22 protein-coding genes are annotated in these 20,206 nt (G+C 66.5%); 14 read left to right on the top strand and 8 right to left on the bottom strand.

Features of this window, described 5'->3' with window-relative positions:
- The first annotated feature begins 36 nt into the window (after positions 1-36).
- Genes rfbB through rfbD form a run of 4 tightly spaced genes read left to right on the top strand, consistent with a single transcriptional unit; the run spans position 37 to position 3,438 of the window.
- Complete coding sequence (gene rfbB, locus D7T59_RS15060) at positions 37-1,092, top strand: dTDP-glucose 4,6-dehydratase (protein WP_180851360.1); 1,056 nt, start codon at positions 37-39, stop codon at positions 1,090-1,092.
- Positions 1,093-1,106: 14 nt separating this feature from the next.
- A complete protein-coding gene (rfbA, locus tag D7T59_RS15055; protein ID WP_180851361.1) occupies positions 1,107-1,994 on the top strand; it encodes a glucose-1-phosphate thymidylyltransferase RfbA in 888 nt (295 codons plus the stop codon).
- On the top strand, positions 1,991-2,548 hold the full coding sequence (gene rfbC / locus D7T59_RS15050) for a dTDP-4-dehydrorhamnose 3,5-epimerase (RefSeq protein ID WP_180851362.1): 558 nt from the start codon (positions 1,991-1,993) through the stop codon (positions 2,546-2,548). Before rfbA ends, rfbC begins: the two co-directional genes overlap by 4 nt.
- The gene (gene rfbD / locus D7T59_RS15045; RefSeq protein WP_180851363.1) at positions 2,545-3,438 is read left to right on the top strand and encodes a dTDP-4-dehydrorhamnose reductase; all 894 of its coding nucleotides are present in this window, start codon (positions 2,545-2,547) and stop codon (positions 3,436-3,438) included. The genes rfbC and rfbD overlap by 4 nt, the downstream gene beginning before the upstream one ends.
- 187 nt (positions 3,439-3,625) lie before the next feature.
- Here rfbD and D7T59_RS15040 read toward each other — a convergent pair whose 3' ends face one another.
- Positions 3,626-5,029 carry a mannose-1-phosphate guanylyltransferase/mannose-6-phosphate isomerase gene (locus D7T59_RS15040; protein WP_180851364.1) on the bottom strand — a complete coding sequence of 468 codons (1,404 nt, stop codon included), beginning with the start codon at positions 5,027-5,029 and terminating at the stop codon, positions 3,626-3,628.
- Positions 5,030-5,040: 11 nt separating this feature from the next.
- A complete protein-coding gene (locus D7T59_RS15035) occupies positions 5,041-6,387 on the bottom strand; it encodes a phosphohexomutase domain-containing protein (protein WP_180851365.1) in 1,347 nt (448 codons plus the stop codon).
- Between the two features lie 233 nt (positions 6,388-6,620).
- On the opposite strand from D7T59_RS15035, the gene D7T59_RS15030 reads away from it, so the two are divergent.
- From D7T59_RS15030 to D7T59_RS14995, 8 genes are all read left to right on the top strand, one after another.
- A complete protein-coding gene (locus D7T59_RS15030; RefSeq protein WP_099527084.1) occupies positions 6,621-7,577 on the top strand; it encodes a UDP-glucuronic acid decarboxylase family protein in 957 nt (318 codons plus the stop codon).
- A 10-nt stretch (positions 7,578-7,587) separates the two neighbouring features.
- A complete protein-coding gene (locus tag D7T59_RS15025) occupies positions 7,588-8,532 on the top strand; it encodes a glycosyltransferase (RefSeq protein WP_180851366.1) in 945 nt (314 codons plus the stop codon).
- Complete coding sequence (locus D7T59_RS15020; protein WP_164137435.1) at positions 8,510-8,914, top strand: GtrA family protein; 405 nt, start codon at positions 8,510-8,512, stop codon at positions 8,912-8,914. Before D7T59_RS15025 ends, D7T59_RS15020 begins: the two co-directional genes overlap by 23 nt.
- Complete coding sequence (locus D7T59_RS15015) at positions 8,911-9,510, top strand: hypothetical protein (RefSeq protein WP_180851367.1); 600 nt, start codon at positions 8,911-8,913, stop codon at positions 9,508-9,510. The genes D7T59_RS15020 and D7T59_RS15015 overlap by 4 nt, the downstream gene beginning before the upstream one ends.
- A 59-nt stretch (positions 9,511-9,569) precedes the next feature.
- Positions 9,570-9,992 carry a hypothetical protein gene (locus D7T59_RS15010; RefSeq protein ID WP_258012964.1) on the top strand — a complete coding sequence of 141 codons (423 nt, stop codon included), beginning with the start codon at positions 9,570-9,572 and terminating at the stop codon, positions 9,990-9,992.
- Positions 9,967-11,172, top strand: coding sequence for a hypothetical protein (locus D7T59_RS15005; RefSeq protein WP_180851369.1), 1,206 nt, complete (start codon positions 9,967-9,969; stop codon positions 11,170-11,172). Before D7T59_RS15010 ends, D7T59_RS15005 begins: the two co-directional genes overlap by 26 nt.
- A 96-nt stretch (positions 11,173-11,268) precedes the next feature.
- On the top strand, positions 11,269-12,000 hold the full coding sequence (locus tag D7T59_RS15000; protein WP_164137431.1) for a CoA transferase subunit A: 732 nt from the start codon (positions 11,269-11,271) through the stop codon (positions 11,998-12,000).
- Between the two features lies 1 nt (position 12,001).
- Positions 12,002-12,634: a CoA transferase subunit B gene (locus D7T59_RS14995; protein WP_180851370.1), complete on the top strand. Its 633-nt coding sequence runs from the start codon at positions 12,002-12,004 to the stop codon at positions 12,632-12,634.
- A 22-nt stretch (positions 12,635-12,656) separates the two neighbouring features.
- Here D7T59_RS14995 and D7T59_RS14990 read toward each other — a convergent pair whose 3' ends face one another.
- The gene (locus tag D7T59_RS14990) at positions 12,657-13,955 is read right to left on the bottom strand and encodes a glycosyltransferase (RefSeq protein WP_180851371.1); all 1,299 of its coding nucleotides are present in this window, start codon (positions 13,953-13,955) and stop codon (positions 12,657-12,659) included.
- Positions 13,956-14,038: 83 nt separating this feature from the next.
- Here D7T59_RS14990 and D7T59_RS14985 point away from each other — a divergent pair, with 83 nt between their 5' ends.
- On the top strand, positions 14,039-14,620 hold the full coding sequence (locus tag D7T59_RS14985; RefSeq protein ID WP_180851372.1) for an alpha-ketoglutarate-dependent dioxygenase AlkB family protein: 582 nt from the start codon (positions 14,039-14,041) through the stop codon (positions 14,618-14,620).
- A 57-nt stretch (positions 14,621-14,677) separates the two neighbouring features.
- Here the strand turns inward: D7T59_RS14985 and D7T59_RS14980 are convergent, their stop codons facing one another.
- Genes D7T59_RS14980 through D7T59_RS14965 form a run of 4 tightly spaced genes read right to left on the bottom strand, consistent with a single transcriptional unit; the run spans position 14,678 to position 18,196 of the window.
- A complete protein-coding gene (locus D7T59_RS14980; protein WP_180851373.1) occupies positions 14,678-15,319 on the bottom strand; it encodes an ABC-type transport auxiliary lipoprotein family protein in 642 nt (213 codons plus the stop codon).
- Positions 15,316-16,242 (bottom strand): MlaD family protein, encoded by a 927-nt coding sequence (locus D7T59_RS14975; protein WP_033835489.1) that lies wholly within the window; start codon positions 16,240-16,242, stop codon positions 15,316-15,318. The genes D7T59_RS14980 and D7T59_RS14975 overlap by 4 nt, the downstream gene beginning before the upstream one ends.
- 3 nt (positions 16,243-16,245) lie before the next feature.
- Positions 16,246-17,073: an ABC transporter ATP-binding protein gene (locus D7T59_RS14970; protein ID WP_180851374.1), complete on the bottom strand. Its 828-nt coding sequence runs from the start codon at positions 17,071-17,073 to the stop codon at positions 16,246-16,248.
- A gap of 1 nt (position 17,074) precedes the next feature.
- Positions 17,075-18,196, bottom strand: coding sequence for an ABC transporter permease (locus tag D7T59_RS14965; protein ID WP_164137424.1), 1,122 nt, complete (start codon positions 18,194-18,196; stop codon positions 17,075-17,077).
- 93 nt (positions 18,197-18,289) lie between these two features.
- Between D7T59_RS14965 and D7T59_RS14960 the strand changes: the two genes are divergently transcribed.
- Positions 18,290-19,549 (top strand): threonine/serine exporter family protein, encoded by a 1,260-nt coding sequence (locus D7T59_RS14960; RefSeq protein WP_005408003.1) that lies wholly within the window; start codon positions 18,290-18,292, stop codon positions 19,547-19,549.
- An 86-nt stretch (positions 19,550-19,635) separates the two neighbouring features.
- Here the strand turns inward: D7T59_RS14960 and D7T59_RS14955 are convergent, their stop codons facing one another.
- Complete coding sequence (locus D7T59_RS14955) at positions 19,636-20,019, bottom strand: H-NS histone family protein (RefSeq protein ID WP_005408004.1); 384 nt, start codon at positions 20,017-20,019, stop codon at positions 19,636-19,638.
- Between the last annotated feature and the right edge of the window lie 187 nt (positions 20,020-20,206).

Raw genomic sequence — 20,206 nt, 5'->3', positions numbered from 1 at the left:
CCGGACGCGCGCGTCCCCTGAACTGGAGAGTGGATGGTGCCTACCTGGCTCGTCACCGGCGGTGCCGGTTTCATCGGCGGCAATTTCGTCCTTGAGGCGGTTGCCCGAGGCGTGAAGATCGTCAACCTCGATATCCTGTCCTACGCCGGCAACCTGAAGACCCTGTCCAGCCTGGACGGTGATCCCGGCCATGTATTCGTGCAGGGGGATATCGGTGACCGCGCGCTGGTCGCCCGGCTGCTGGCCGAGCACCAGCCGGACGCCGTGCTGAACTTCGCTGCGGAGAGCCATGTCGACCGTTCCATCGACGGTCCGGGCGCCTTCATCCAGACCAACGTAGTCGGCACGCTGGGCCTGCTGGAAGCGGTGCGCGACCACTGGAAGGCGCTGCCACCCGCGCAGGCAGCGGCGTTCCGCTTCCTGCACGTGTCCACCGATGAGGTGTATGGCAGCCTGGGTGAGAGCGGCTCGTTCAGCGAAACCACCCAGTACGCCCCGAATTCGCCGTACTCGGCGTCGAAGGCAGCTTCGGACCACCTGGTCCGCGCCTTCCACCACACCTACGGGCTGCCGGTGCTGACCACCCATTGCTCCAACAACTATGGCCCGTACCATTTCCCCGAGAAGCTGATCCCGCTGGTGATCGCCAAGGCGCTGGCCGGTGAACCGTTGCCGGTGTACGGCGATGGCAGGCAGGTGCGCGACTGGCTGTTCGTGTCCGATCACTGCGAAGCGATCCGCACCGTGCTGGCCAGCGGCAAGGTCGGCGAAAACTACAACGTGGGCGGCAATTCGGAGAAGCAGAACATCGAGGTGGTGCACGCGATCTGCGCGCTGCTGGACCAGCGCCGCCCGCGTGCGGACGGCCAGCCGCGCAGCAGCCAGATCACCCATGTGGCCGACCGCCCCGGACATGACCGCCGCTATGCGATCGATGCCTCCAAGCTGAAGAACGAACTGGGCTGGGAGCCGGCCTATACCTTCGAGCAGGGCATCAGCCGCACCGTGGACTGGTACCTGGACAACCAGGCGTGGGTCAACAGCGTGCTCGATGGCAGCTATCGCCTGCAGCGCATCGGCACCGCCGCCTGAGGCCAGGAGACGACATGACCCAGCGCAAGGGCATCATCCTCGCCGGTGGCTCCGGCACCCGGCTGTATCCGATCACCCAGGGTGTCAGCAAGCAGCTGCTGCCGGTGTATGACAAGCCGATGATCTACTACCCGCTCAGCGTGCTGATGCTGGCGGGCATCCGCGAGGTGCTGATCATCAACACCCCGCACGAACAGGCGCTGTTCCGGCAGCTGCTGGGCGACGGTTCGCAGTGGGGCATGGACATCCAGTACGCCGTGCAGCCCAGCCCCGATGGCCTGGCCCAGGCTTATCTGATCGGTCGCGATTTCGTTGCCGGCAAGCCGAGCTGCCTGGTGCTGGGGGACAACATCTTCCACGGCCATGGGCTGAGCGAAATGCTGCGCCGCGCCGACGCGCGTGACCAGGGAGCCACGGTGTTTGGCTACTGGGTCAACGACCCCGAGCGCTATGGCGTGGCCGAGTTCGACGCCAGTGGCAAGGTGGTCGGCCTCGTCGAGAAGCCGCTCAACCCACGCTCGAACTACGCGGTGACCGGCCTGTACTTCTACGATGCGCATGCCTGTGACTACGCCGCCGAGCTGAAGCCCTCGGCCCGCGGCGAGCTGGAGATCACCGATCTCAACCGCAGGTACCTGGAGCAGGGCCTGCTGCACCTGGAGCCACTGGGCCGCGGTTATGCCTGGCTCGATACCGGCACCCACCAGTCACTGCTGGAGGCCTCCAACTTCATCGAAACCATCCAGACCCGGCAGGGCCTGCAGGTGTGCTGCCCGGAGGAAATCGCCTTCGGCAAGGGCTGGATCGACGCTGCGCAGCTGGAAGCGTTGGCGGCACCGCTGATCAAGAACGGCTATGGCCAGTACCTGCACAAGCTCGCCCTGCGTGGAGTGGTTCCGTGAAAGTGATTGAAACCGATCTGCCCGGCTGCGTGGTGATCGAGCCGGCGGTGTTCGGCGATGCCCGTGGCTGCTTCTTCGAGACCTGGAATGCCGAGCGCTTCGCCGCGCAGGGCCTGCCGGACCGCTTCGTGCAGAGCAATGTATCGACCTCGGCACAGGGCGTGCTGCGCGGCCTGCATTACCAGTGGCCGCGTCCGCAGGGCAAGCTGGTGAGCGTGCTCGAGGGCGAGGTATATGACGTCGCCGTGGACATCCGCCGCGGCTCGCCCACCTTCGGGCGCTGGGAGGCGGTGGTGCTGAGCGCGGAGAACCGGCGGCAGTTCTGGATTCCGGAAGGCTTTGCGCATGGCTTCGCCGTGTTGTCCGAACGCGCGGTGTTCAGCTACCTGTGCACCGAGGTGTACCTGAAGGACTTCGATGCCGGCGTGCGCTGGAATGACGCCGACATCGGCGTGGACTGGCCACTGGGCAAGCCGACCCTGTCGGCCAAGGACGAGCATGCTCCGTTCCTGGGCGAGATCGCCGAAGACCGCCTGCCGGTCCACCTGCCATGAGCATTCTGCTGTTCGGCGGCAACGGCCAGCTCGGCCAGGAGTTGTTGCGCGCGCTGGCCCCGCTGGGCGGCGTGGTCGCGACCACCCGCAGTGGCGTTCTGCCCGACGGCCGTGCCTGTGAAGCCGCTGATTTCACCCAGCCCGGCAGCCTTGCTGCGGTGCTCGAGCGCGTGCAGCCCTCGATCGTGGTCAACGCCGCCGCCTACACGGCAGTGGACCGTGCCGAACAGGAGAGCGACACGGCCTTTGCCGTCAACGCGCAGGCGCCGGGCGTGATCGCGCGCTGGTGCGCGGCGAAGGGCGTGCCGTTGGTGCATTACTCCACCGATTACGTGTTCGATGGCCACGCCACCGCGCCCTATCGTGAGGACGCGCCGACCGCCCCGCTGGGCGTCTACGGCACCAGCAAGCGCGATGGCGAGGACGCGGTGCGTGCCGCGGGAGGCCGCCACCTGATCTTCCGTACGGCGTGGGTGTATGCCGCGCACGGCACGAATTTCCTGCGCACCATGCTGCGCGTCGGCGCCGAACGGGATCAGCTGCGGGTGGTGGCCGACCAGATCGGGACGCCCACGCCGGCGGCACTGATCGCCGACGTCACTGCGCGGGCGTTGCAGCACCCCGGTCGCTTGTCGGGGACCTGGCACCTGACCGCCAGCGGCCAGACCAGCTGGCATGGCTTCGCCGAGGCGATCTTCGCCGAAGCGCTTGCCACCGGCGTGCTGCGCAAGGCGCCGATCGTCGAGGCGATTCCCGCGTCGGCGTATCCGACACCGGCCCGCCGCCCGGCCTGGTCGGTACTGGACAACCACAAGCTGCAGCTGGATTTCGGCATCGTGCTGCCAGCATGGCAGGACGGCTTGCGGCGGGTGATGGCCGAGATGGCATGACCTGGTAGGCGAAGTGCCGACCAACGGTCGGCACCCACCCCGAGCAGTAGTTGGCACCCACCCCGAACAGTAGTTGGTACCCACCCCGAGCAGGAGTCGGTACCCACCCCGAGCAGGAGTTGGCACCCACCCCGAGCAGGAGTTGGCACCCACCCCGAGCAGGAGTCGGTACCCACCCGCGGGGGGCTCAGCTCCGCCCGTAGGTGTCTTCGAAACGCACGATGTCATCCTCGCCCAGATAACTGCCTGACTGCACTTCGATCAGTTCCAGCGGCAGCTTGCCCGGGTTGCGCAGGCGGTGGGTCACGCCAAGCGGGATGTAGGTGCTCTGGTTCTCGCTGAGCAGGATCACCTCGCTGCCGCGGGTCACCTCCGCGGTGCCGCTGACCACGATCCAGTGCTCGGCGCGGTGATGGTGCATCTGCAGGCTGAGCGTGCCGCCGGGCTTGACCGTGATCCGCTTGACCTGGAAGCGCTCGCCGTTGTCGATCGAATCGTAGGCGCCCCAGGGGCGATACACCTTGCGGTGCCAGGTCGCCTCGCTGCGGCCTTCGGCCTTCAGCTTGGCCACCACGGTCTTGACCTCCTGCATGCGGTCGGCATTGCCCACCAGCACCGCATCGTCGGTCTCGACCACGATCACGTCATCGAGGCCGACCATGGCCACCAGGCGCTGGGCATAGGCATAGGTGTTGCGGCAGTCGATGGCGATCACATCGCCCTGGTGGGCGTTGCCGTCGCCATCCTGCTGCGAGACATCGCGCAGTGCGGTCCACGAACCGACGTCGTTCCAGCCGGCATCGAGCGGGATCACGACTGCATCGGCAGTCCTTTCCATCACCGCGTAGTCGATCGAGTCCGACGGCACCGCCGTGAAGGCATCCTTGTCCAGGCGGGTGAAGTCGGTATCGCGGCGCGCCTGCTGCCAGGCCTGGCGGCTGCGAGCCAGCATTTCCGGCTGGAAGCGCTCCAGCTCCTGCAGGTAACGCGAAGCCTTGAACAGGAACATGCCGCTGTTCCAGTAGTACTGGCCGCTGCTGACGTAGCCGGTGGCGGTCTCCAGGTCGGGCTTTTCGACGAAGCGTTCGACGGCACGCAGGCCCTGGCCGTTGGCAGCCTTGATATAGCCGTAGCCGGTTTCCGGGCCGGTCGGCACGATGCCGAACGTGACCAGCTTGCCGGCTTCAGCGGCACTGACGGCGGCCTGCACCGCGTTGCGGAAGGCCGCCTCGTCGGTGATCACATGATCGGAGGGCAGCACCAGCAGCAGCGCGTCGGCGCCGTCCCGGGTGGCTTCCAGTGCAGCCACGGCAATCGCCGGTGCAGTGTTGCGGCCCACCGGTTCCAGAATGATCGCGGCCGGCTCGGCCCCGACCTGCTGCAACTGCTCGGCAGCGACGAAACGGTGCTCTTCGTTGGCGATCACCAGCGGGCCACGCGCCGCAAGCGGGGCGACGCGCTGCCAGGTGGCCTGCAGCATCGTCAGCTCGCCGGCCAGTGGCAGGAACTGCTTCGGGTAGGCCTCGCGCGAAAGCGGCCACAGGCGGGTACCGGATCCGCCGGACAGGATGACGGGCTGGATGCTGCTCATGCGGGCCTCGGTTACTGCTGGATCAGACGGGAAATTTCGTCGGTGCGCGCCTGCATCAACGCAGCGTCACCGCGCGCTTCGACGTTCAAGCGCAGCAGCGGTTCGGTGTTGGAGCTGCGCAGGTTGAAGCGCCAATTGCCGAAGTCCGCACTGATGCCATCGGTGTGGTCCAGCCTGGGCGATTGCGCCGCGAAGTGCTCCATCACGCGCGCAACGGCGGCCTTGGCGTCGGCGACCTTGAAGTTGATCTCGCCACTGCACGGATAGGCAGCCATTCGGTCTTCAACCCAGTCGGCCAGCGAACGGCCGCTCTCTGAAACCAGCTGGGCGATCAGCAGCCACGGAATCATGCCCGAGTCGGCATAGGCGAACTCGCGGAAATAGTGGTGTGCGCTCATCTCGCCGCCGTATACCGCGTCTTCGGCACGCATCTTTTCCTTGATGAAGGCATGGCCGCTCTTGCACTGCACCGCGACACCGCCGGCTTGCTCGACCATGTCCACAGTGTTCCAGACCAGGCGCGGGTCATGCACGATCTTGCCGCCGGGATGGCGCGCCAGGATCGCCTTGGCCAGCAGGCCGACCAGGTAGTAGCCCTCGATGAAGCGGCCGCTGTGGTCGAAGAAGAAGCAACGGTCGAAGTCACCGTCCCAGGCGATGCCGAAGTCGGCACCGTGTTCGCGCACCGCGTCGGCGGTGGCGGCGCGGTTCTCCGGCAGCAGCGGGTTGGGAATGCCGTTGGGGAAGCTGCCGTTCGGCTCGTGGCAGATGCGGATGAACTCGAACGGCAGGTGCGGTGCCAGCAGGTCGACGATGGCGCCGGCGCCGCCATTGCCCGCATTGACCACCAGCTTCAGCGGCTTCAGTTTGCTGGCATCGACGTAGCTCAGCAGATGCTGGATGTAGGCGTGCTTGTCATGCTGGGCGGTCTGCCCGGCACGCGGCGGCTGGGCCTCGGAGGTATCGGCGGCGACCGCGTCGGAAATCGCGAACAGGCCGGTATCCGAACTGATCGGCCGCGCGTTCTCCTTCACCAGCTTCATGCCGTTGTAGTCCATCGGGTTGTGGCTGGCGGTCACCATCACGCCGCCGGCCGCGCCGAGGTGGTCGGTCTGGAAGTAGACCTCTTCGGTGCCGCACAGGCCGATGTCGATCACCTCACGGCCGGTCCCACGCAGGCCTGCGGCCAGCGCATCCTGCAGTGCCGGACTGGTCAGGCGCACATCATGGCCGAGGACCACCGGGCCTGGAGCGAGCTGTGCGGCCAGGGCGACGCCGATGCGACGGGCCAGGTCCTCGTTCAGTTCTTCCGGCACACGGCCGCGGATATCGTAGGCCTTGAAAGCGGGCAGGGGCATCGAAGCAGTCCATCCGGATAGAGAAGCCTGATTATAGCGGGAGGGTCTGCAAACGGCCGGTGAGCCAGGGGCGCCCGGCCAGCAGCGTTGACTTGGGAGGGGGCAGGCCGATTCCCCGTCGATGGGCCATGGCCAGCGGGCAGTTCGCATACAATTGCGCGCTGACGACCGAGGACATGGCCCGCGTGGCCATCGCCAATTGGCCTGCTGTTCCAGAAGGATCGAGGTTTGCTTTGAAATTCACTCACGATCAGAAACGCGTGCTGGTGACCGGAGGCGCGGGCTTCCTTGGGTCGCATCTGTGCGATCGGCTCATCGCGGGCGGCCATGACGTCCTCTGCGTGGACAACTTCTACACCGGCAGCAAGGCGAACGTGGATGGGCTGCTGGGCCACCCACGGTTCGAGCTCATGCGCCATGACGTGACGTTCCCGCTCTATGTGGAAGTGGACCGGATCTTCAACCTGGCCTGCCCAGCGTCACCGATCCACTACCAGCAGGACCCGGTGCAGACCACCAAGACCAGCGTGCATGGCGCGATCAACATGCTCGGCCTGGCCAAGCGCCTGCGCGCGCGCATCCTGCAGGCCAGCACCAGCGAGGTGTACGGCGATCCGGAAATCCACCCGCAGGTGGAAGGCTACTGGGGCCGGGTCAACCCGATCGGCATCCGCAGCTGCTATGACGAGGGCAAGCGTTGCGCCGAAACGCTGTTCTTCGACTACTGGCGCCAGCACCAGTTGGAGATCAAGGTCATGCGCATCTTCAACACGTATGGTCCGCGCATGCATCCCAATGACGGCCGGGTGGTCAGCAACTTCATCGTGCAGGCGCTGAAGGGCGAGCCGATTACCATTTATGGCGATGGCAGCCAGACGCGCAGCTTCTGCTATGTCGATGACCTGATCGAAGGCATGCTGCGGCTGATGGACTCACCGGCTGATCTCACCGGTCCGATCAATATCGGCAATCCGTCCGAGTACACCATGTTGGAACTGGCCGAGACCGTGCTCCGCCTGGTCGGCGGCGCGTCGAAGATCGAGTACCGCCCGCTGCCGTCGGATGATCCGCGCCAGCGCCAGCCGGACATCAGCCTGGCCAAGGCCGATCTGGGCTGGGAGCCGAAGGTCGGCCTGGAGGATGGCCTGAAGGAGACCATCGCCTATTTCCGCCATCGCTTGCAGGCCTGAGGTGGCGACGATGCGCAAGATCGTGGTGATGCCGGTCTACGAGGACCTGGAAGCCTCCTCGAAGCTGTTCGTCGAGCTCGCCCGCACCCAGGGTCCGGACACCTATGTGGTGGCCGTGGACGACGGCTCGGTGCGGCAGCCATTGCCGATCAGCGCCATTGAGGCTTCGGGGCTGGAGGGCGTGGTGATCCGCCTGCGTCGCAATGTCGGGCATCAGCGTGCGATCGCCATCGGCCTGGGCTATGTGGCCGAGCACTTCGATGGCAATGACATTGTCGTGGTGATGGATTCCGATGGCGAGGATATGCCGGAGAGCATCACCGAGCTGGTGGCGGGCCTGGATTCGGCCGATGTCGACGTGGTGGTGGCCAGCCGTCGCAGCCGCGTCGAATCGCTGAAGTTCAAGTCGTTCTACATCGTCTACAAGCTGCTGTTCTCGCTGCTCAGCGGGCGCCAGATCAGCTTCGGCAATTTCATGGCGGCGAAGATGCCGGCGGTGCGCCGGTTGGCATCGATGCAGGAGCTGTGGATCCACGTTGCAGCCTGCGTACTGGGCTCGAAGCTGCGCGTGCAGACCTGCGCGCTGGATCGTGGCCCGCGCTACGCCGGTCGCAGCAAGATGAACTTCGTTGGCCTGGCCCTGCACGGATTCCGTGCCCTGATGGTGTTTGCCGAGGACGTGCTGGTGCGCGTGGGCATCGCCTGCACCATGGTGGCAGCACTGTCGATCATCGGTGGCATCGTCGCTACCGGGCTGAAGATGCTGGGGTTTGCCTCGCAGGGCTGGTTCTCGCTGGCGTTCGGCATCCTGGTGCTGGTGTTCCTGCAGACCGCGGCGCTGACGCTGATCATCCTGATGCTGTCGGGAATGATGCGCGGTGGCGGCGTGATGAGCGTCGGCAGCTACCGTGAGTTCGTCGACGAGGTCCTGCATGCCGGCCGCCGCAATGGCTAAGGATGCGCTCGGCGGGCAGGCCGTCCGTTACGTGATCAACGGTCTGGCCGCCACTGCCGTGCACTATGGCGTGCTGCGCTTCAACATCGAAGTGCTGCATATCCCGCTGGCGGCAGCGGCCAATGCGCTGGCCGCCGTGTTCGGCATCACCGCCTCGTTCCTGGGCAGCCGCTACTTCGTGTTCCGTGGCCGCCAGGGCAGCCTGGCGCGGCAGGGCTCGTTGTTCCTGCTGGTGTATGCCTCGATCGCCGTGCTGCACGCGCTGGTGATGTACCTCTGGGCCGATCGGCTGGGTCTGGATTACCGCATCGGCTTCGTGCTCGCCACCGGGATGCAGATGGCCATCAGCTTCATTGCCAACCGATTGGTGGTGTTCAAGTGAACAAGTACTTCCGTGCCGCACTGGCAACCCTTGTCTTCATCGTGGTGCTGCTGCTGGTCTACTACGTACACATGCGCCAGTTCCGGGTGAACGTGGTGCTGTACGCCAGCATCCTCGATGCGGTGATCGCGCTGGTGGTGGTGTTTGCCGGCCTGTACGCGCTGAAGTGGTTCAGGGATTTCAGCCGCCTCGAGCTGATCCAGCTGGCTGCCATCTGGTTGCTGGGGGGCTATGTGTTCGCGATCTCGATCCCGACCGTCATCGATCGCTCGCTGTCCTTCTACATCCTGGAGAAGCTGCAGCAGCGCGGCGGCGGTATCCGCGAAGATGCGTTCCGCCAGGTGTTCACCGAAGAGTACGTGCGCGAGCATCACCTGGTGGAAGTGCGCCTGACCGAGCAGCTGCAGTCCGGAACGGTGCAGATCCATGATGGCTGCGTCCGCTTGACCGCACGCGGCGAGCGCCTGGCATCGTTCGGCCGCTTCTACCGGCAGAACATGCTGCCGACCCACCGCCTGCTGATGGGTCAGTACACCGATGCACTCACTGATCCCTTCCGCGACAGCCAGATGCCGTCCGACTACCGTTGCCGCTAGCTCCATCGCTGTATTGCATTGATTCCCGCTGCCCGCTTCTTGAACGTTTCATGGAAGACATGACCTCTACTCCTACCTCCTCCCTGCCACGCCTTGCGGGCTGGGATCTGGCGATTGCCGGCATCCTTGCGCTGCTATGGGGTGTCATGCTCGTTTCGGTCGCCAAGCGATCGGAGTTTCAGGCGTCGTTGCTGCGCCAGGCGCTGGCGGACGATGCCGGCTTCAGCGCGGCGGTACCGCGCGAAGTGGTCGATGCGCGCGACCTGCTGCGGGCGCAGCCGGGCGATCTCTCGCCACTGTCGCTGGGGCAAGGGCTGAAGGACGATCCGCTGATCCAGCAGCGCATGTGGGAGGCACTCTATCCGGTGCGCTTCAGCGACACCGACGTGGCACACCGCCTGCTGAAGTCCAACGATCCGCTGCTGGGGCAGTGCCAGGTGCTGGGGAGGCGTGGCGATGTCGTCCTTGCCAACTGCGGTTGAATGGGGGCGCCGCGCGGCGCTGGCCATGCTGGCCTTTGCCCTGCTGGGCTATGGCCTGGCGGCCATCGGGCTGGTCGGCTGGCCGGTCCTGGTGGTGTTCGCGGCATTCGTGCTCAGTGCGCTGCTTGCGCTGCCGGCGCTGCGTGACCTGCGCACCGCACCGCTGGTGCTGATGGTGCTGGTGCTGGTGCTGATCGCACTGGGCAGCCCCAGCGATGGCTGGGACCCGCGTTCGATCTGGTTGTTCCATGCCAAGCGGATCTTCCTGGAAGGCACGCTGTACGCGCAGCTGGATGATTACGCGCCGTGGAGCCACAACGACTATCCCGCGCTGGTGCCCTGGCTGATGGCCTCCGCCGCAGGCCTGGCCGGGCACTGGAACGAGCTGCTGCCGAAGGCGGTGGCACCGTTGCTGCTGCTGCCGGCGCTGCTGCTGATCGCCCCGAGTTTCCGTTGGCGCTGGTGGGGCGTGCTGTTCGCACTGCTGCTGATGCGCCTGGGCCGCGACATGCTGATCAACGGCTACATGGATGCGCTGGTGGCCCTCTACGCGGTCGCTGCCGTGGCGACCGCCATGCGCTACCGCGTGTGCGGGAACGCGGGTGAGCGCCGTGAGCTGGTCGCATTCACCTTGCTGATCGCCGTGCTGTCGATGCTGAAGAACGAAGGTGCCGTGCTCGCGTCCTTGTTGACCGCCGTGGTCCTGGGCGAAGGCCTGCTGCGCGAGCGTCGCCTGGGCTGGCGCATCCTGCTGGCCGCGGTTGTGGCGCTGCTGCCGCTGCTGGCATGGAAGCTGGCTATCGGGCAGGCAGGGGTTGGCAATGACCTGGCCGGAAGCGACATGAAGACGCAGCTGCTGGCGCGCCTTGGCCGCGATGGCGGAACCCTGGCGATCGTCCAACGCCTGCTGCTGGATGCCTGGGTGCTGGTGCCGCTGCTGGTACTGGCCGTGCTCTGGCGCCCTGTGCTGCGGGTTCCGGCGGCATCGGCGGCGGTGCTGGCGGCGCTGGCGTACGCGGCCGTCCTGTTCCTGGTCTACCTGGGCACACCGCATGACCTGGACTGGCACCTGCGCACCAGCGTCGACCGTGTCCGCATGCCGGTGACACTGCTGCTGGGGTTTGCGGTGCTGCTGGCGCTGGAACATCGCGCCACCGCGAAGATCCCGCGCACACGCTGAGCCGCAACGCGCCGTGGCGTCATGCTGCGGCGCATCCCAGCCGTATGCGGGTGTAGCGCTAGAATGCGCTCATTCTTCCCGTGTGGGGCTGTAGAAATGGAACACGTGACTTCCACCGGCAAGCGCGGCAAGCGCTTCGCCACCGCAGCGCAGGCGCTGGAGGGCGTGGTCGCCGATGGCCAGACCCTGGCTGTCGGCGGCTTCGGCCTGTGCGGCATTCCCGAGGCGCTGATCGCCGCGCTGCGTGACAGCGGTGCCAAGGGCTTGACCGTGATCTCCAACAACGCGGGGGTCGATGGCTTCGGTCTGGGCCAGCTGCTGGAAACACGCCAGATCAGCAAGATGATTTCGTCCTACGTGGGCGAGAACAAGGAGTTCGAGCGGCAGTTCCTGGCCGGCGAACTGGAACTCGAATTCAACCCGCAGGGCACCCTGGCCGAACGACTGCGTGCTGGCGGTGCTGGCATTCCTGCGTTCTTCACCGCCACCGGCTATGGCACGGTGGTGGCCGAAGGCAAGGAAACCCGCGAGTTCGACGGCAAGCACTACGTGATGGAAACCGCGCTGCGCGCCGACGTGGCGCTGGTCAAGGCGTGGAAGGCCGACGAAGCCGGCAACCTGGTGTTCCGCAAGACCGCGCGCAACTTCAACCCGGCCTGTGCGATGGCCGGCAAGGTCTGCATCGCGGAGGTCGAGGAGGTCGTGCCGGTGGGCGCCATCGATCCGGACCAGGTGCACCTGCCGGGCATCTACGTGCACCGCATCGTGCACAACGCGCATCCTGAAAAACGCATCGAACAGCGCACCATCCGCGCGGAGGGCAACTGACATGGCGTGGACCCGCGATGAAATGGCGGCGCGCGCCGCCCGCGAACTGACCGATGGTGCCTACGTGAACCTGGGTATCGGCCTGCCGACCCTGGTCGCCAACCACATTCCCGAAGGCGTGGACGTGTGGCTGCAGTCGGAGAACGGCCTGCTCGGCATCGGCCCGTTCCCGACCGAGGATGAAGTCGACGCGGACCTGATCAATGCCGGCAAGCAGACCGTCACCGCGCGTGCCGGCGCCAGTTACTTCGGCAGCCACGACAGCTTCGCGATGATCCGCGGCGGCCACATCAACCTGGCCATCCTCGGTGCCATGCAGGTGACCGACAAGGGCGATCTGGCGAACTGGATGGTGCCCGGCAAGATGGTCAAGGGCATGGGCGGCGCGATGGACCTGGTGGCCGGCGTGCAGCGCGTGGTGGTGCTGATGGAGCACACCGCCAAGAACGGCGAGCACAAGATCCTGGCCGAATGCACGCTGCCGCTGACCGGCGTGGGCGTGGTCGACCGCATCATCACCGACCTGGCTGTGTTCGACGTGACCGATGCCGGTCTGGTCCTGGTGGAAGCGGCGCCGGGTGTGGGCGACGAGGAGCTGAAGGAGAAGACCGGCGTGGCGTTCGCCCGAGGTTGAATCGGCGTTCGCGCCGGAGTGATCAGGCGCGCAGCAGTGCTTCCAGACTCCTGCGCGCCGCATCGCTGGAGAAGTGCTCGCGGATGTTGTGGTAGCCCTGTTCGGAGATGTGGGACCACAACGGCTCATCCGAGTACAGGCGCAGGATGGCGCTGCTGAACGCCTCGGTGCCCGAGGCGACCAGGGCGTTCTGCCCGTCGATCAGGAACATGCCTTCGGCGGCGATCGGCGTGGCCACCACCGGGATGCCGTGGCTCATCGCTTCATTGACCTTGCCTTTCACTCCCGCGCCGGAGAGCAGCGGGGCGAGCGCGATCCTGCAGCGCGACAGGAAGGGCTGCAGTGATGCCACGTGGCCGTGGACGATGACACCGTTGCCGGCGTAGCGCGCCGCCACGTCCTCCGGAATCTCTCCGATCAGGTGCAGGACGATCTCCGGGCGCTGTGCGCGGATGCGGGGATGGATCTCGTCGACCAGCCATTCCAGCGCTTCCTGGTTGGGCTGATGGGCATAGCCCCCCACGAAGTACAGGTCAGCGGTGTCCTCGAAGCGGCGTGTGCCGCCCTGCACGTCATGGATGTTGGAGAGCAGCCGGATGTCGCTGCCGGGCAGTTGCGCCTGCAGCATCTCCAGCTCGGTCTGGCTGACCACCAGCGTCGTGTCGCTGGCGTTGATCAGGGCGAACTCGCTTTGCCGCGTGCGTGCAGCCTGCCGCTGCAGGTCCGGGTCCTGGCGCAGGTCCGCAGCGCGCTGCTCACGCACATGGTGCAGGTCCACGGTGTCGAAGATCACCTTGCCCACGCCGTAATCGCGGATCAGCCCGATGTGGGCTGCCGCCACATGGTGGCGGCTGAGCAGGGTCGCACGCAGCTGCTGGCCGTGCACGTGCAGCCACTGGTCGAGGCGGGGGCGGCCTGCGATGCCGATCAGGCCCACGCCCAGCGCGTGGAGGAAGCCGCGACTGTCGGCACTGATGACACCATTGTCCGGCATGAACACCGGTTGCCATCCCAGCTCGCGGATCGACTGGAGGATCTTGCACATCCGGACCGAGCCGGAATCGCGGGTCGGATCGGGCGCACTGGCATCCAGCACCAGCACGTATCCGGCACCGGCAGGGGCCGTGCTGCGTGCTTCGCCGGAAGAACGCGCCGGTTGATCGGGCACCGATGCCACGGCCGGCGGATGTGGGCGAAGCACCGCCTTGACCTTGCGCAGCGTAGCGGCCGGGCCCACCTGGCGCAGGTTGTGAACCACCGAGGCCAGCCGCCGCGAGGCCTGGCGAATCCGCCATTTGAGGCTGTACCAGGAGTGCTTCATCGTCATCATCGTCAGGCTGCGCGCAGGAATGCGGGCGACCATCATAGTCGCTGGCCGCGGAGGGGGTGTGCTAGCGTGCTGGCATGCATTTCCCATTGGACGACGCCGACATCCACTGGCATCGGGGCTGGCTGGCCGCAGACCAGGCGGACCTGATGCAGCAGCAGCTGGAGCACCACATCCCCTGGCAGGTGCACCGCATCCGCATGTTCGGCCGTATCGTCGATTCACCCCGCCTGAGCTGCTGGATGGGGGATGCCGAGGCGCGCTATCGCTATTCGGGTACCGATTTCCTGCCCGAGCCGTGGCAGCCGGCGCTGCTGCCGCTCCGTGAACGGCTGCAGGCATTCTGCGGGCATGCCTTCAACAGCGTACTGCTGAACCGCTATCGCAGCGGCGGCGATTACATGGGCTGGCACAGCGACGACGAGCCCGAACTGGGCCCGCAACCGGTGATCGCTTCGCTGAGCCTGGGCGCGGCGCGGCGCTTCCTGCTGCGCCGGCGTGACGACCCGACGCGGAAGGCCGAGTACCTGCTCGGCCACGGAGACCTGCTGGTGATGGCAGGGCAGACCCAACGCTTCTACCAGCACGCGCTGCCGAAGATGGCGCGCGTGCAGGGCGAGCGGATCAACCTGACGTTCCGCTGGATCACGCCACGTTGATGACGATGGGGGCAGAGCCCTTTCGCAGCGCGAAAGCGATCCGACCCCATCGGCCTATCAGCGCTTGGCCGCAGCGGTGTCGTTCTGCCCGCTCACCAGCGTCCAGCCCACCATGTCCTGGGCCAGCTGCTGCAGGCCGCGCTCGAACGCGGCGGTCACGGCCGGCACGTCGGTGCTGCCGACCGGCTGTGCCTGGCGGAAGGTGCGGTCGGCCACCACGCGCTGGTCGGCGACGTGGATCAGCTTGGCGTTGACCTCGATCACCACCGTCGGCGTGGCCTGGCCCTGGTAGTCCGATTCGAAGCGGCGTACGTCGGTGGACAGCTTGTAGTCGGCGCGGATGCCGGCGGTGCTGCGGGCCACGCCGCGGATGCGGCCGGAGTCCTCGAAGCCACGCAGCAGGGTGTCCTCGATCATGTCGGTGGCCGGCTGTGCCCAGCTGGCGCCCTTGTAGATCTCCAGCTGCGACGGGGTCGGCCGCACGTTGATGCGCGGGCTGTCGACCATGCGTGCGGCGCTGGGCTTGGCCAGTACCAGCTGCCAGCTGGCCTGCGGCCACGCCGGATCGGCCTTCACCTGCACGGCGGGCGAGTACAGCGTCACTGCGGTTTTCTCGCTGCTGCCAAGGATGGAGCAGCCGCCCAGCAGGCTGACCATCGAAGCGGCCAGCAGCAGGCGCGGAAGGGGGGGCGGGCTCATTTGGGTTCGAACTCCTTCGGTGCGTCGCGGCCCAGCAGATAGCGCGCGGGGTTGTTCTCGAGACGGTCGCTGACCCGGCGCAGGTCACGGATCAACCCGCGCAGTTCGGTCAGCGTCGGGCCCAGCTGGCCGAGGCCATCGTTGGCGAAACTGTTGATCGCGGCGCGGTTCTCGCCAAGGATCGAATCTGCATTGCCGGCGGCCGAATCAAGCTTGGCCAGGGTGCCGTCCAGCTTGTCGATGATGCCCGGCAGCTGCTGTACCAGGTTCTTGTCCAGGCGCTCGATGGTGCCGTTGGTGGTCTTCAGCGTGGTGTCCAGGCTGCGCGCGGCATCGCGCGCGCTGAGCAGCAGCGCCTGGGTACCCTGGTCGCGGTCGGCCAGGCCGCCGCTGATGGTCTCCAGGTTGGCCAGCGTCGCATTGATCGAGGCCACGTTGCGGTCGCTGAGGATCTGGTCCATGCGCTCGACGATGCGGTTGGCAACGTCGGTGATGTTCTGCAGCGCCGATGGTGTGGTCGGGATGATCGGGGCCGGGTCCTTGTTGACCGTGGTCAGCGCCGGCGACTGCGGCGTGCCGCCGCTGAGCTGGATGATCGATGGGCCGGTCAGGCTGGTGATCGCCAGCTTGGCACGGGTATCGGTCTTGACCGGGGTGGTCGAGTTCAGGCGGATGCGTGCGACCACCTGGCGCGGGTCGTCCGGCACCAGGTTCAGTTCGATGATCGAACCGACCGCGATGCCGTTGTACTGCACCGGGCTGCCCACCGACAGGCCGGTCACCGCCTCGCGGAACACCACGCGGTATTCCTGCCAGGTGCGGTCGGAGGAGTACTTGGCCGCCCACAGGCCGAAGGCCAGAAGGGCCAGGCCGGTGATCAGGGTGAACGCGCCGATCAGCACGTAGTTGGCTTTGGTTTCCATGGCTCAGGCACTCTCGATCTGTTCGCCGCGCGCGGCACGCGCACGCGGTCCGTGGAAGTATTCCTGGATCCACGGATGATCCAGTTTCTCGATGTCCGGCAGCGGCGCGTTGGCCACCACCTTGCGGTCGGCGATCACCGCCACCCGGTCGCAGATCGCGTACAGCGTGTCCAGGTCGTGGGTGATCAGGAACACGGTCAGCCCGAGGGCTTCCTGCAGGGTCTTGATCAGGCGGTCAAATGCCGCCGCGCCGATCGGGTCGAGGCCGGCGGTGGGTTCATCCAGGAACAGCAGCGGCGGGTCCAGCGCCAGCGCCCGGGCCAGGCCCGCACGCTTGCGCATGCCGCCGGACAACTGCGACGGCAGCTTGTTGATCGCATCGGCGGGAAGGCCGGCCAGCTTCACCTTCAGCAGCGCGAGCTCGTAGTGCCAGCGCTCGGGCAATTCGCGGTGGTGTTCCTTCAAGGGCACCTGCACGTTCTCGCCCACGGTCAGCGAAGAGAACAGGGCGCCGTCCTGGAACAGCACGCCGGTGTTGCGCTCGATGTGCAGGCGGCTCTCGGCATCGTCGGCACGCGCATCGCGGCCGAGCACCTCGATCTGGCCGGCGTCGGGCGTGCGCAGGCCGAGGATCGACCGCATCAGCACCGACTTGCCGGTGCCCGAGCCACCGACCACGCCCAGGATCTCGCCGCGGCGCACGTCCAGGTCCAGGACTTCATGCACGGTCTGGCTGCCGAAGCGGTTGACCAGCCCGCGCACGCGGATGGCCAGTTCGTGGCCCTGGTCGTCGCGCATATCGATGGGTTCGGGGAGGGCGGATGTGCTCATGTCACCAGTCCATGTGCATGAACCACAACGCCGCGAAGGCGTCGATGATGATCACCAGCGAGATGGTCTGCACCACGCTGGAGGTGGTGCGTTCACCGACCGACTGCGCCGTGCCCTCCACCTTCAGGCCTTCCAGGCAGCCGATCAGGCCGATCACCAGCGCGAACACCGGCGCCTTGGACAGGCCGACCAGCATGTGCCGCACTTCCATGGTCTCGTGCATGCGCGCGATGTACATCTGCGGCGGGATGTCGAGGTCGAACGCGCCGACAGTGATGCCGCCGGCCAGGCCAGCGACCATCGCGATGAAGGTCAGCAGGGGCAGGGTGACCAGCAGCGCCATCAACCGCGGCAGCACCAGCAGGTCGATCGGGTCCAGGCCCAGCGTGCGCATCGCATCGATTTCCTCACGCGCCTTCATCGCGCCGATCTGCGCGGTGAACGCACTGGCGGTGCGGCCGGCCAGCACGATCGCGGTCAGCAGCACGGCGAACTCGCGCAGGAAGGCGATGTTGACCAGCTCGACCACGTAGATCTCGGCGCCGAAGTCGCGCAGGATGGTCGAGCCGAGGAAGGCGATCACCGCGCCGACCAGGTACGACAGCAGCGCCACCAGCGGTACTGCATCCAGCCCGACCTGCTCCATCTGGTGCACGGTGGCGGTCAGGCGGAAGCGACGGGGTTCCTTGACCAGCCGGGCTGCCTTGACCAGGTTTTCGCCGAGGAAACTGCACAGCGCCTTGATGTTGTGGCCGGTGGTGTGGACGCTGACGCCCAGTCGTTCCAGCGCGGCCAGCACGCCGAAATCGCGCTTGGGCCTGGGCCGGTCGTCGGCCACCTCCTCGATGGTGCAGACCAGCGCCTGGTGGTCCGGGCGGAACTGCAGTGCGTCCTCGCCGAGGTCGGCGCGATGCGCCACGCGCAGTACCTGCAGCACGCCGGCCGAATCCATCTTCTCGATGCCGGTGGCATCGATGCCGGTCAGCGTGTCGGGAATGCCGCGCAGGACTTCGGCCGCGGCCAGCGCGGTCTTCAGGGTCCAGGTGCCGGACAGGCGGATCAGGCCCGGGTCATGGGCGTCCTGTTCGAGCTGGGGGGCGTGGTTCGGGGTCACTTGGGCCATTCGGGTCGCAGCATAACCGTTCTGTCTGGGGCATCGCGTCGAACCCGGATGAATTTATCCAGTGCGGCCCGGCAGTAGGTAATACTACGGCGCATGTCCGCAGACGCTCACACGATCCCCACGCCCCAGGCCACCTACGCGCAGCGCGTGGCCTTCGTTTCCGAGATCGCCGGACGCCTGCACAGCTACGGCACCACGGCCCAGCGCCTGGAAACGGCCGTAGTGGCACTGGCCCGCCAGCTCGATCTGGATTGTGAACCGTGGTCGAATCCCACCGGTATCATCCTCAGTTTCAGCGACCCGGCACAGGCGATCGGCTCCAGCGACATCACCCGCGTGATCCGCCTGGCACCCGGTGAGAATGACCTGCACAAGCTCAGCGTCGCCGACCATATCGCCGAGGAAGTGGCCAACGGGCGGATGAGCATTGCCCAGGGCCACACCGCGCTGCGCCAGTTGGACAAGGATCCGGGCCGGCGCGGCAAGTTGCGCACCATTCTTTCGTTCACCCTCGGCGCGGCCGGCGTGGCCGGCATGTGGAAGCTGCCGTGGCTGGACATCGCCACCGCCGGTGTCATCGGCCTGATGATCGGCCTGCTCGGCATGGTCACCGACCGTCGCCCGGCCACCCGCGAAGCGGCCGAGGCGCTGGCGGCACTGCTGGCCGGCATGGTCGCAACCCTGGTCGCGTCCTTTGTCGGCGCACTCAACCTCAACACGGTGATCATCGCCTCGCTGGTGGTGCTGCTGCCCGGCATGTCGCTGACCAATGCGGTCAATGAACTCGCCAGCCAGCATTGGGTCTCCGGTACCGCGCGTTTCGCCGGCGCGTTGACCACCATCATGAAGCTCAGCGTGGGCGCGATGATCGCGGTGACCCTGGCCGATGTACTCGGCCTGGACCCGGTGATCCGTGCCACGCGGCCGCAGGGGCCGTGGGTGGAGTGGGGCTCGCTGCTGACCGCGGCGTTCGCCTTCGCGATGCTGTTCAAGGCCAACCGCCGCGACTATCCCTGGGTGATCGCCGCCTCGGTGGCCGGTTATGCGATCTCCAAGTTTGGTGGCCACGCCTGGGGTGCGCCGGCCGGCATCTTCCTGTCGGCGATGCTGCTGACCGCCGGCGGCAACCTGTTCGGTCGCCTGGTCGGACGCCCGGGCGCGATCATCCGCCTGCCCGGCATCATCATGATGGTGCCCGGCAGCACCAGCCTGCGCGGCGTGCTGACCCTGGTCCAGCAGCAGGATGTCGGCGCTGGCCAGAGCGTGTTCCTCACCGTACTGAACGTGGTGATGGCGCTGGTGGCCGGCCTGCTGTTCGGCAACCTGCTGATGCCGGCGCGCAAGACCCTGTAGGTGTGGACCGCTGGTCCACACACCCTTCCGGGGAATGAAAAAACGCCGGCTTTCGCCGGCGTTTTTCATTGCAGCCCGATCCGGCCTCAGGCCTTCTTGATCAGGAAATCTTCCGGCTTCTTGTTGCCCTTGGCGGTCAGCTCGGCCATCCAGCGCGGCTGCTTGCCACGGCCGGTCCAGGTTTCCTTCGGGTTGGCCGGGTTGCGGTACTTCGGCGCAACCTTGCCCAGCTTGCGGCCGGCGGTCTTGGACGGTGCCTTGGCTGCCGGGGCGGCCTTGCGCGCGCGCGGGGCCGGGGCGCCGCCGAACAGTTCTTCGATGGTGTAACCCTCGGTCTTGGCCAGCTTGGTCAGCTGGGCCCGGACCTTGGTGATCGGCCGGCGCTTGGCGACGATGGTCTGCTGCTTCTTGGCGGTGCGGATCAGGGCGCCCAGTTCGCGTGCCGACAGGCCGGTCAGGTCAATGCTCATTTACGGTTACTCCGGAAACTAATGTGTGGACGGGACGAGCCAGTCCATGGCGTCGCAGCACAGAATAGAGATGAATTATTCCAAGCACAAATGCAGGCGGGACAGGGCTTGGCGGCGTACCGGCTGCATCGGGTCGATTTTGACCGGATTATGTCCGCTGCAATATCGGTGACGTGGCGGAAACGCA

Origin of the sequence: Stenotrophomonas maltophilia, assembly GCF_013464915.1 — a bacterium.
GTDB lineage: Bacteria > Pseudomonadota > Gammaproteobacteria > Xanthomonadales > Xanthomonadaceae > Stenotrophomonas > Stenotrophomonas maltophilia_AT.
This window is presented reverse-complemented; position numbering and strand designations above follow the sequence as displayed.

Excerpts from the sequence above, each read along its gene's own strand:
- rfbA (WP_180851361.1), top strand. The coding sequence starts at position 1,107 with ATGACCCAGCGCAAGGGCATCATCCTCGCCGGTGGCTCCGGCACCCGG.
- rfbD (WP_180851363.1), top strand. The coding sequence starts at position 2,545 with ATGAGCATTCTGCTGTTCGGCGGCAACGGCCAGCTCGGCCAGGAGTTG.
- D7T59_RS15040 (WP_180851364.1), bottom strand. The coding sequence starts at position 5,029 with ATGAGCAGCATCCAGCCCGTCATCCTGTCCGGCGGATCCGGTACCCGC.
- D7T59_RS15035 (WP_180851365.1), bottom strand. The coding sequence starts at position 6,387 with ATGCCCCTGCCCGCTTTCAAGGCCTACGATATCCGCGGCCGTGTGCCG.
- D7T59_RS15025 (WP_180851366.1), top strand. The coding sequence starts at position 7,588 with ATGCGCAAGATCGTGGTGATGCCGGTCTACGAGGACCTGGAAGCCTCC.
- D7T59_RS15020 (WP_164137435.1), top strand. The coding sequence starts at position 8,510 with ATGCCGGCCGCCGCAATGGCTAAGGATGCGCTCGGCGGGCAGGCCGTC.
- D7T59_RS15010 (WP_258012964.1), top strand. The coding sequence starts at position 9,570 with ATGACCTCTACTCCTACCTCCTCCCTGCCACGCCTTGCGGGCTGGGAT.
- D7T59_RS15005 (WP_180851369.1), top strand. The coding sequence starts at position 9,967 with ATGTCGTCCTTGCCAACTGCGGTTGAATGGGGGCGCCGCGCGGCGCTG.
- D7T59_RS15000 (WP_164137431.1), top strand. The coding sequence starts at position 11,269 with ATGGAACACGTGACTTCCACCGGCAAGCGCGGCAAGCGCTTCGCCACC.
- D7T59_RS14995 (WP_180851370.1), top strand. The coding sequence starts at position 12,002 with ATGGCGTGGACCCGCGATGAAATGGCGGCGCGCGCCGCCCGCGAACTG.
- D7T59_RS14990 (WP_180851371.1), bottom strand. The coding sequence starts at position 13,955 with ATGAAGCACTCCTGGTACAGCCTCAAATGGCGGATTCGCCAGGCCTCG.
- D7T59_RS14985 (WP_180851372.1), top strand. The coding sequence starts at position 14,039 with ATGCATTTCCCATTGGACGACGCCGACATCCACTGGCATCGGGGCTGG.
- D7T59_RS14980 (WP_180851373.1), bottom strand. The coding sequence starts at position 15,319 with ATGAGCCCGCCCCCCCTTCCGCGCCTGCTGCTGGCCGCTTCGATGGTC.
- D7T59_RS14975 (WP_033835489.1), bottom strand. The coding sequence starts at position 16,242 with ATGGAAACCAAAGCCAACTACGTGCTGATCGGCGCGTTCACCCTGATC.
- D7T59_RS14970 (WP_180851374.1), bottom strand. The coding sequence starts at position 17,073 with ATGAGCACATCCGCCCTCCCCGAACCCATCGATATGCGCGACGACCAG.
- D7T59_RS14965 (WP_164137424.1), bottom strand. The coding sequence starts at position 18,196 with ATGGCCCAAGTGACCCCGAACCACGCCCCCCAGCTCGAACAGGACGCC.
- D7T59_RS14960 (WP_005408003.1), top strand. The coding sequence starts at position 18,290 with ATGTCCGCAGACGCTCACACGATCCCCACGCCCCAGGCCACCTACGCG.
- D7T59_RS14955 (WP_005408004.1), bottom strand. The coding sequence starts at position 20,019 with ATGAGCATTGACCTGACCGGCCTGTCGGCACGCGAACTGGGCGCCCTG.